Consider the following 9,182-nt stretch of genomic DNA (forward strand, 5'->3'; position numbering starts at 1 on the left):
CGGCGTACGGGCCGACATGCCGTCGGCGAACTGGTTGCTGGCCTCCAGCGGATCGTAGCGCGGCTGATCCTCCATGTCCTGCCGGCAGCCGGCAACGATCAGCGCGCCGAGCACGAATGTGAGGCGAAGGCCGCTCACGCCTCGACCTCCTCGACGGTCTCGGCGCCGAGCCGCGTCAGCTGACCGCACCGGCGTGCCGCCCGCCGGCGACACCTACACGCGCGGCACGCCGAACATGTGGCCCGTCGCCGCCGCCGATCCAAAGCTCGGCTATGTCTACCTGCCGCTCGGCAATGCCGCGGTCGACTATTACGGCGTCGACCGCAAGGACTTCGAGAATCAATTCAACTCGTCGATCGTCGCCATCGATGTCACCACCGGCAAGCCTGTCTGGCACTTCCAGACTATGCAACACGACCTTTGGGACTATGACCTCGGCTCGCAGCCGACGCTGGTCGATTTTCCGACCGTGACCGGCAAGACCGCAGCCATCATCGTGCCGAGCAAGCAGGGCCGGATCTATGTGCTCGACCGCAAGACCGGCAAGCCGCTCTTCCCGGTCGAGGAGCGCAAGGTCCCCTCGGGCGGCGTCGAGCCCGACAAACTCTCCAAGACCCCGCCCTATTCCGGCTACGCGCATCTCGACCAGCCGGTGCTCACCGAGAAGGACATGTGGGGCATGAGCCGCTGGATCAGCTTTACTGCCGCATCCAGTTCCATCGCGCCTCCTATCAGGGCGAGTACACGCCACCCACCGTCGACCGGCCGTTCATCGAATATCCCGGCTATAATGGGGGGTCGGACTGGGGCAGCATCGCTGTCGATACCGGCAGCGGCATGCTGATCGCCAACTACAACGACATGCCGAATTATGACCAGCTCATTCCGCGCGAGAATGCAGACGGGATGGGCTTCAAGCCGATCGACCAGGGCGGCAGCTCGAAGAAGGCGAAGGACATTGGCGACCCGCAGGCCGGATCGCCATACGCCATTGCCGTCAATGCCGGCTGGCGCCTGCCCACGGGACTGCTCTGTTCGAAGCCGCCCTATGATCACATCCGCGCGATCGATCTCAAGACCGGCAGGACGCTGTGGGATGAGCCGTTCGGCAGCGCAAACAACAACGGTCCGTTCGGTATTTCTTCAATGCTGCCGCTTACCATCGGCACGCCAAACAATGGCGGTCCGCTGGTTACGGCCGGCGGCCTGATCTTCATCGCCGCGACCACCGACAACAAGCTGCGCGCGATCGACATCAAGACAGCCAAGGAAGTGAGGCACGCCGATCTTCCCGCCGGCGGCCAGACGCCAATGACCTATGCGGTCGAAGGCAGGCAGTACATCGTCATCGCGCCCGGCGGCCATCATTTCATGGAAACCAAGGTCGGCGACGAAGTCATCGCCTATGCTTTGCCTTCAGCATGAGCGCGCTGAAGCTGCCGGCTATAAGAAACGCGGGAGCCGCTAGCTCGTCCGGCCGCCATGCGGTCCATTCCCTGCTCGGTTTCTGTTGCGTGCTCGTGCGCTTCGGCGCCTGGCGAGGAAATACATCCAGCCCAAAAGCACGATCAGGGGAACGGAGGCGACAACCAGCATCCATATGCCGATGTGAAACATGAACGTCTCTTTATCGCGGAACCCGTCTTGCGGTCAGGCATCGATGAAGTCGCGCTTCGACATCCAAACCAGCGTCGGAAAAAACAGTTCCAAGTCGGTATGAGTTTCGCCGTCGCTCTCGCGCTAGGAGTTACTGGGCGATCAGCAAAAATCGTCCTGAGGGGAACACGGCCGGCTTGGTTAGCAACCTCCATCGCTACCAAGCGTTCGGTCTGATCATATCTTCGATAAGTGCCATATCGTGCCGACAATTTGAGAAAGGCGACGGTCGTGCCCCGAGAAAAAGTCTCCATCCTCATCGTGGGCGCCGGTCCGACGGGACTGACAGCCGCATTGGAGCTTGCGCGACGTGGCGCCCGCCCCCGCATCATAGACAAGAAGGATGGACCCACGCCGCTCAGCAAGGCTGTGGGAATCAGCGCGCACAGCCTCGATGTGCTGGAAGCGTCCGGGGTGAGCGGGAAACTGCTGGCTGAAGGGCTCAAGGTCCGCCACGCGCATTTCCACACGGAAACGCGGGAGCTGCTCATAATCGACTTCTCGCTGCTGCCGCACCGCTATAATTTCCTCTTGTCGTTGCCGCAGCGCGACACCGAAAGAATCATGGCCGATACGCTGGCGACATATGGCGTCGACGTCGAATGGCGCACGGAGCTGGTCGGCCTCACCCAGCAAGCCGAGAGGGTGGAAGTTCGGACCAGCCGAAGCGGTGAAGAGCAAAGACAACGCTTCGACCTCGTCTTTGGCGCCGACGGGGCGAACAGCGCGGTCCGCAAATTATCAGGCATCGAATTCGAGGGCTATACCCACAGGCGGCAATGGAGCATCACCGATGCGGAGATCGCTTCCTGGCCTTACGAGCCGGGAGCCGCACAGGGCTTCCTCAATCGTGGCGGCGACGTCGGCTTCATCATACCGATCGGCGACAACCGCTTTCGCTCTGTCTCCAACACACCCGATGCGTTGGCGCATGTGCCGGGCAGTTACCGCGTGTCGCAGGTGCTGAGGACCGATCATTTCCATATCCCTGCCAAGCAGGCGAGACGCTACCAGAACGCCCGCGTCTTCCTCGGCGGCGACGCCGCGCATGTTCACTCGCCGCTTGGCGCGCGGGGCATGAATCTCGGCATCGAAGATGCCGCCTGCTTCGCCCGGCGTTTCGGCGGGGGCACGCTGGCTGGATATACGGATGAACGCCGGCCGGTGGGGCATCGTTGGATCGAGCTCAGCGAACGCATTCTGTCGGCGGTGCAGTCGACCAACGGTTTCGTCCAGACGTTCAGAAACCTGGCGATGATAACCATCGGCAGCTTCCCCACCTTGCAAAAGCCCCTTCTCGAGCGCGTTGCCGGTCTGAGGGAGTAGCAGGACTATCAGACAAGAAGCTGCTCGATCCTGATCGCTCCGGAATAGCGGGCGGAGACGAATGCTCCTCGCCTGTGGCTTGCCTCTTTGAAAGGAACCGCGTGCGCTTACGGGCGTTGTCGGCGATGCAGATTGATGAGCACATCCGCATAGCGCAACGGCATGTTCGAGATGGCGAGCGCCAAATCGCCCGTCAGCACGACCGGATAGACCGACTCAGATGCAAAAGCCTGCCGACGGCGGATGCATTGAAGTTTCTAGGCCTGTTGGAAGAAATTCATGCCTTGCAGCAGCAATACCTGTCGCGATTGCTGTCGAAATCGACCGGTTCAATGGCGGGCGCAGAGCTTTCGGCCGCGAAGGCGCAGGTGGCACAGCGCGGGAACGAGTTGATTTTGATTCCTGATCCCGTTGTGCGGCTTGCGCTGGAACTTGAGAAAGAGCTTAACGAAATCAAACTGGCCTGGTCGACCGCCAAGCCTCCCAAAAGCAGGCTTCACTAGCTGCCTACCAATCGCGCCAGATCACCGCTTTTCCAACAGATCTAGGTAAGGCCCGGAAGCGGCTCGTGTGCCTGCTCGCCGGTCGGATGGAATAGCCGGGCGCTCATCCAACAGGGGAATGCTATGGAGTCTAGGAACAATCCTGATTCTTGCGCTGTTGGGTGGCCTTAGCGGACTGCGGTTCTACGGCACCGGATACTATAGTGGCGGCCGCCTTGGCTTGGCGTTTTGCTTATCGTGACTATTTTCGCACTTCTTTGGCATGGTGTATCGTTCAACATGTCTATGTGATAAAACATATTAACTTTAGCAATTAACTCTTAGTGCTTTATCCACTGAGACGCATCCACAGTTTCATGATTTTTTATGCTGCGCCTTTCCCTTTTGATTCGTCGAAGCCATCTTATCGAGTTCTTTTTCGCTCATGGACTTTTCCATGCTCTTGGATGCGCCTTTGAGCTCGCTTTTCTTTTTCTCTCCGCGCTTCGCCGCCAGGGCTGCGCCGGCGGCCATCTGCTGGGCCTTGGATTTGGCAGGCATCTGCTTGCTCCTTTCGGACTGTCTCTTCGAGAACTCCAGACAAGTTGATAACGCCAGTCCTGGAGTGGTAGTTCCCATGCACTCGGTGAGCATCTTGTCATCGGCGCAGTCGACTAATGCATCCGTCCAGGCGTTCAGGAACCTGGCCATGCTGACGATCGGCAGCTTTCCCGCGCTGCAACGGCCCATGCTTGATCGCGTGGCTAGTCGGAAGGAGTAAATCCGGCCTCCTTCTCAACAAGGCGAGAAGTGATTAATACGAGTTTCAGCCACCGGTTTTCGCGTTCTCCCAGGCAATAAGCAGAACGCTCAGGAAGACGAAAGCAAAGCCAATCAGGTGGATAGGGCGAAACGGCTCATCGAGCAGCAGATACGATAGTATCAGCGCCGATGCCGGCATTACCCCCATGAAACCGGCCGCGACCGCGCCTTCCGCCCTGCTGACGCCCGAATACCAGAACCAGCTTCCGAGGGCGAGCGTGCCTGCTCCGTACCACACCAGCGCAAGCCAGTCCGCCGCGGTGACATGCCTCAGCTGGAAATCCTGCCATTGCCAGATGGCGAAGGGAATGAAGACCGGCACGGCGATCGCCGCGGCAAGAAAGGCGACAAGCACCGGATCAATGGTCTCGGACGCCTTTTTGCCCACGAGAGTGTAAATCGTCTCGCAGCAGACGGCGCCGAAGACCAGGGTGGATCCAAGGAGAAGACTATTTCCAGCGGTATCGCCCTCGCCGATTTGGCCCAATTGCAGGATCAGCACGCCGCCGACCGCTAGCGTCACTGCGGCGATCTTGCGCCAGGTCGGCTTGTCTTTGAGAAGTGCTATCGATGCAGTCGATGTTACCGCAGGCGTGGTGCTCATGACCGTCGCGCCAACAGTCCCGGGCACCATCCCCATGCCATACAGCATCAGGACCGAAAAGCCGAACATGCCGAACAGCGCTATCGCCGTCACAAGTAACCAATCGCGCCGAGAGAGCTTGCCGATGTCGTGCCAGTCGCGCGCGATGAACGGAAACAGAACCAACGCGCCAATCGCCACGCGGAGCGTCGAAGCCACGAAGACCGGCATAGCGGAGGCAACTATCTTGCTTATCGGTGTCGCTGAACCGAAAAGAGCCATCCCGGTCGCCAGCTTGGCATTCGTCGTCCAGTTGTTGGCCTTGGCCTTGCCGCCATCCTGCATGGTGAGTGTACGCGCCAGTCGATCCTGATCAGCCGGCGGCAGATGGGCTTGTCCGCCGCGGACCGACCTCAATGGGAGACGCCGCCCAGCTGATTGAGCATCCGCGCTAACCTTTCATCCTGCGGATTGTTCCAACTCGCGTGCGGAGACTTGTTGGGACGCGGGCGGGCTGGGCCGGCATTTGTAACCTAGTTGCCTGCCCGCGCCTCCTCGCAGTCTCCCTCTGTGTTCTTCCTCTTTGAACAAGTTACGTGGGACCTGCTGTCACCGATCACGTCCAAATCAAGACCTTCAATCATCCGATCGTCGGATGGGGCTCGCTCAGAGATCTGCAAGGCGTGGGGCCAGAGGCTGAACACGTTGCTGAAGCAGAACAAGGTGGAGGGATACATGCGTCTCCTGCTCAGGAAATCGATCTGAAGGAGCATGCCGACGACCGGGCCGAGCGATGGTTACGTCCTGCTCCATCGCGAGTGGCAACAGCGCGGGTTATTGTCCAGTGCTCAACCCTCTCGTGCCACTTCGGCACCTCGTAAGGCGCACGGGTGAGCGGCAGGGTCGGTGCCGGCGCGGATGCAGCTGAACTGCTCTGAAACTGACCGCTCTAGGTCCAGGCCGAAAGGACCGTCTCCATTTCGACGGTCTCTACCTGTTGCGCAAAGCGTTGCTGGTAGACGGTCATCAGCGCATCATGCGTCGCGTCCGAGGAGCTGCAAAGCGCATCGGTGACCAGCACGACGCGGTAGCCGATGTCGATCGCTCCGAGGACGGTTGCAAGCACGCATACATCGGTCTCGCCGCCGGTGACCACCAGCGTATCGATTTGGCGGCCGGCAAGCAGTGCTTGCAGCCTGCCTCCAGGCCAAGGCGAGTAAATGCGTTTGTCGACCACCTGCGCCGGCGGACAAAATGAGTGCAAAGGCGGCAGCAATTCAATCATCCCCGGGCCTACATTCTCGATCGTCATCGATGACCAGCGCTCGTAATACCGGCTCCAGCTACCGGCACCCATACCGGCCCTTTCTGCCGGCACGAAGCGGGTAAAGACGGTTTGCTCTGCTTTCCATTCCACAAGGCTGACGATCCTTGGAAGAACTCGGGTGATCCACGGAGTCGCCCATTCCGAAGGCTCGGCGAATAATCGCTGCATATCGACACAGACATGGACGCAACTTTTGTCGAGAGGACCATAGCGCAAGCCGGAGGACGACATCAGAATTCCTGTCGGAAGTTGGTTTTAGGCGCGGTGAAGAAGTGCCGAAGGTAGTCAAGCGTTAGGTGGTGCGTCAGTTTGAAAATGGCCGACCTATCTGACCTTCACGCCGGCCTTGCGGACTACGAGAGCTTCGGCGCGTGGGCTTCCCGAATGGACGCGCCTAAAATGCGAGCGGGCGCCCGGCCTATCGGGGTTTGGAGGGACTTGCGGGGGGACAGGCCGGGCCCTTGCCCCACTGCGGGGTAGAAAGCCATTATGCTCCGCCTATGCGGCGAGTGACATTAACATTTTCTTAGGCTTAGCTATGGCCGTTCATCCGATGGAAAGGGACAGAGCCGGCGCGACCCTAAGCGCCTTTGTGCCCGAGCGACCTAGGGCATTCAGTCCCAATTGAGCAAGTTCTAATGTGCCATAGATTAATCAGCGCGGGAACCGGTTGTTGCCGCCGAACCCGCATTGGCCGGTGCGGCGCATCCCCAAAATCACCACTGCACCGGCCAGCCCCCTGCCGGTAGGTAGAGGCTACTTTTTCAGCAGCAAGAGCGCTTCGCGCACCAGTGACGCCAGATTGGCCGTCCCGAGCAAGTCGATAAGCTCATGGGCTTGGATAGCCGTTATGCCGGTTCTGCCGACAAGCCAGTGGACGTAGCTTTCCCTAGCGGCTTTTGCGCGGGCGCGCGCTTCTTCGTTCTCGGCCATGCGAGCACATCCCCAAAGGGCGCGAACGCGACTGGCGTGACTTGGTTCCACCAACAGGCGTTATTTTTCACTGCCGACCTGTCGAGGACCGTATTCCTCTGGCCGACTGGTAAATCGCTGCATAGTCCGGTCGCCGATGTGGGGATAACGGCTCTTTCCCACAACTTGTGCGTGGACTGCGACAAATCGACTCGGATTCCGTGTGGACTTTTGATAGTTGTGATGGGTGCTAACCGAAACTGATTCGGGAAGCAAAAAGGCGGGTCGCACCACCAATGCGTCACCCGCCTTCATGACTAGCCTGAAGTCGATGCTATCTGAGTCAGGCGAGGTCGAAAGAAGCTGTCTAAGCTTCCACTTGACTCGGAGTTTATACAGCGAGTCTGACGATCTTTCAACTCGGATAGTGCGCGCCACGTAAGGAAAAGCGCACATGACAGTGGACAATATTGTCCCATTTCCTCGCCGCCGTCGTTCTCCGGACGTTACCCCGGAAATGGCGGCAAAGATCAAATGCCTGCTCGATATCGGAATGGCGCAGCACAACATCGCTGCCCATTTCAGGATCAAAGTTCCCCGGCGTCTCGCCATCTTCGCAGCTTGATCTGTTCTGATTCCAGTCGGCCCCGGCTCACAAAGCCGGGGCTTTTTTCCTGTAGGTGGCGGGACGCTTCGGAGCTTCGGCCCTTGCGTCGATAAGGCTGACAATCCATTCGACATCGCGAAGTGTTTCCGAGACGCCAGCGGCCATGGCCGGCCACATGCGAAGCGTCTTGTGAACGCGGCAAAAATTGTGGTGGTAAAAATAGAGTGACAGCATGTGCAGATGGTTGTCGATCTTCTTCGAAAACGCATTGGTAAGGCGCGTGAAGCGACGATTGCCCATGCGGATATTGAGGTTCATCGCTCGACATATGACGTGCTGACATGCGCGATATCGGGATCGCCTTCAATGCGATTCTTCTTGATGCCGGTGCAATCGGCCGGGCTGTAGCGGCCCTTGGCGCTGTCAGGCGAAGCACCCTGTGCACTACCAAGCGTTAAGCCGACTTGCGTCTGCGTCCGGCGGGGGACTTGCCGCTAATGCCCTCCTTGGCAAGGCTTTTGCGTAGAACGTCGGCCAGATCGACGACGTTCTCGCGCGGTCTCGGCGCGGCCGTGGGCGGCTTCTTGCCCTTGCGCTTGGCATCGATCATGGCAATCAGCGCGTTCTCGTATGTATTCTCAAATTTCGACGGATCGAATTTCGTCGCCTTCTTGCCGATTAGCAGTCCGGCAATTTCGAGCAGCTCCGGATCGTAGTCCTGCCTCTGCAAGCCTTCGAATACCGACGCCTCCGAAACCATCTCATTGCGATCTCGCAATTCGGTGGAAAGCATGCCTTTGCCGAAGGGCTGGATGAGAACTTCTCGCCCACGCTGGTAGAGGACGACACAGGACCGCGCCCCCACTCGTTTATTCTTCATGGCCTCTCGAATAACGTTGAACGCCTCGACTGAAGCCTCGTCAGCAGGGATTAGGTAATAGGGCTTTTCGAGGTAGCGTGTGTCGATCTCGGCGAGCGGCACAAATTCGCCGATTTCGAGCGTGTGTTCAGAGGTCAGTTTCAGCGCCTTGATCTCGTTAGGCTCGATCTGGATGAAATCGTTCTTATCGGTCTCGAAGCCCTTGACTTGATCCTCGGCGTCCACTGGCTCACCAGTCCCCTCATCGACGTATGCGCTCTTCACCGGCAGGCCGTCCTTCCGGTTCAATATTCTGAAATGGATCTTCGAGGATTCACTAGTACCTCTGCACAGGGATTATGACTCTTTGGCGGTGGGCCTTGGATAGGCTTTGGCCAATTTGAGGCGCGCCTGTTCGGTCGAGAACATCCAATTGATGCGCGCGCCGCTGGCGTTTCGCTGGTGCTCCCAGGCGGCGACCTCGACGATGAGGCGCTGGTGGCTTTCGATGCGGCGGTCGAGGCATTGGCTGCGCAGGACGCCGATTTCGATCTCGACCATGTTGAGCCAGCTGGCGTGCTTGGGGGTGTAGTGGAACTCCAGCCTTT

9 protein-coding genes and 2 pseudogenes are annotated in these 9,182 nt (G+C 59.1%); 4 read left to right on the plus strand and 7 right to left on the minus strand.

The window, feature by feature from the left end; translation table 11 throughout:
- Positions 1–235 precede the first annotated feature (235 nt).
- The 3 genes and pseudogenes from RFM68_RS33805 (at position 236) to RFM68_RS33150 (ending at position 3,485) form a co-directional block, all read left to right on the plus strand.
- A pseudogene (locus tag RFM68_RS33805) lies at positions 236–1,425 on the plus strand (outer membrane protein assembly factor BamB family protein).
- 462 nt (positions 1,426–1,887) lie between these two features.
- On the plus strand, positions 1,888–2,982 hold the full coding sequence (locus RFM68_RS33145) for an FAD-dependent oxidoreductase (RefSeq protein ID WP_320237142.1): 1,095 nt from the start codon (positions 1,888–1,890) through the stop codon (positions 2,980–2,982).
- A 125-nt stretch (positions 2,983–3,107) separates the two neighbouring features.
- A complete protein-coding gene (locus RFM68_RS33150; RefSeq protein ID WP_320237143.1) occupies positions 3,108–3,485 on the plus strand; it encodes a hypothetical protein in 378 nt (125 codons plus the stop codon).
- A 354-nt stretch (positions 3,486–3,839) separates the two neighbouring features.
- Here the strand turns inward: RFM68_RS33150 and RFM68_RS33160 are convergent, their stop codons facing one another.
- From RFM68_RS33160 to RFM68_RS33175, 4 genes are all read right to left on the minus strand, one after another.
- Positions 3,840–4,025: a DUF3008 family protein gene (locus tag RFM68_RS33160; RefSeq protein ID WP_320237151.1), complete on the minus strand. Its 186-nt coding sequence runs from the start codon at positions 4,023–4,025 to the stop codon at positions 3,840–3,842.
- A 265-nt stretch (positions 4,026–4,290) separates the two neighbouring features.
- Complete coding sequence (locus RFM68_RS33165; protein WP_320237144.1) at positions 4,291–5,214, minus strand: DMT family transporter; 924 nt, start codon at positions 5,212–5,214, stop codon at positions 4,291–4,293.
- A 604-nt stretch (positions 5,215–5,818) separates the two neighbouring features.
- Positions 5,819–6,427, minus strand: coding sequence for a cysteine hydrolase family protein (locus RFM68_RS33170; protein ID WP_320237145.1), 609 nt, complete (start codon positions 6,425–6,427; stop codon positions 5,819–5,821).
- Positions 6,428–6,952: 525 nt separating this feature from the next.
- On the minus strand, positions 6,953–7,129 hold the full coding sequence (locus RFM68_RS33175; RefSeq protein WP_320237146.1) for a hypothetical protein: 177 nt from the start codon (positions 7,127–7,129) through the stop codon (positions 6,953–6,955).
- Between the two features lie 433 nt (positions 7,130–7,562).
- Here RFM68_RS33175 and RFM68_RS33180 point away from each other — a divergent pair, with 433 nt between their 5' ends.
- Complete coding sequence (locus RFM68_RS33180; RefSeq protein WP_320237147.1) at positions 7,563–7,733, plus strand: hypothetical protein; 171 nt, start codon at positions 7,563–7,565, stop codon at positions 7,731–7,733.
- Positions 7,734–7,760: 27 nt separating this feature from the next.
- Here RFM68_RS33180 and RFM68_RS33185 read toward each other — a convergent pair.
- From RFM68_RS33185 to RFM68_RS33195, 3 genes and pseudogenes are all read right to left on the minus strand, one after another.
- A pseudogene (locus RFM68_RS33185) lies at positions 7,761–8,152 on the minus strand (IS1 family transposase); the annotation flags it as partial.
- Between the two features lie 17 nt (positions 8,153–8,169).
- Positions 8,170–8,928, minus strand: coding sequence for a non-homologous end joining protein Ku (gene ku, locus RFM68_RS33190; protein ID WP_430695009.1), 759 nt, complete (start codon positions 8,926–8,928; stop codon positions 8,170–8,172).
- A gap of 3 nt (positions 8,929–8,931) precedes the next feature.
- The coding region (locus RFM68_RS33195; RefSeq protein ID WP_320237150.1) for a transposase at positions 8,932–9,182 on the minus strand (251 nt) is incomplete at its 5' end.

The organism is Mesorhizobium montanum (assembly GCF_033977145.1).
GTDB lineage: Bacteria > Pseudomonadota > Alphaproteobacteria > Rhizobiales > Rhizobiaceae > Mesorhizobium > Mesorhizobium montanum.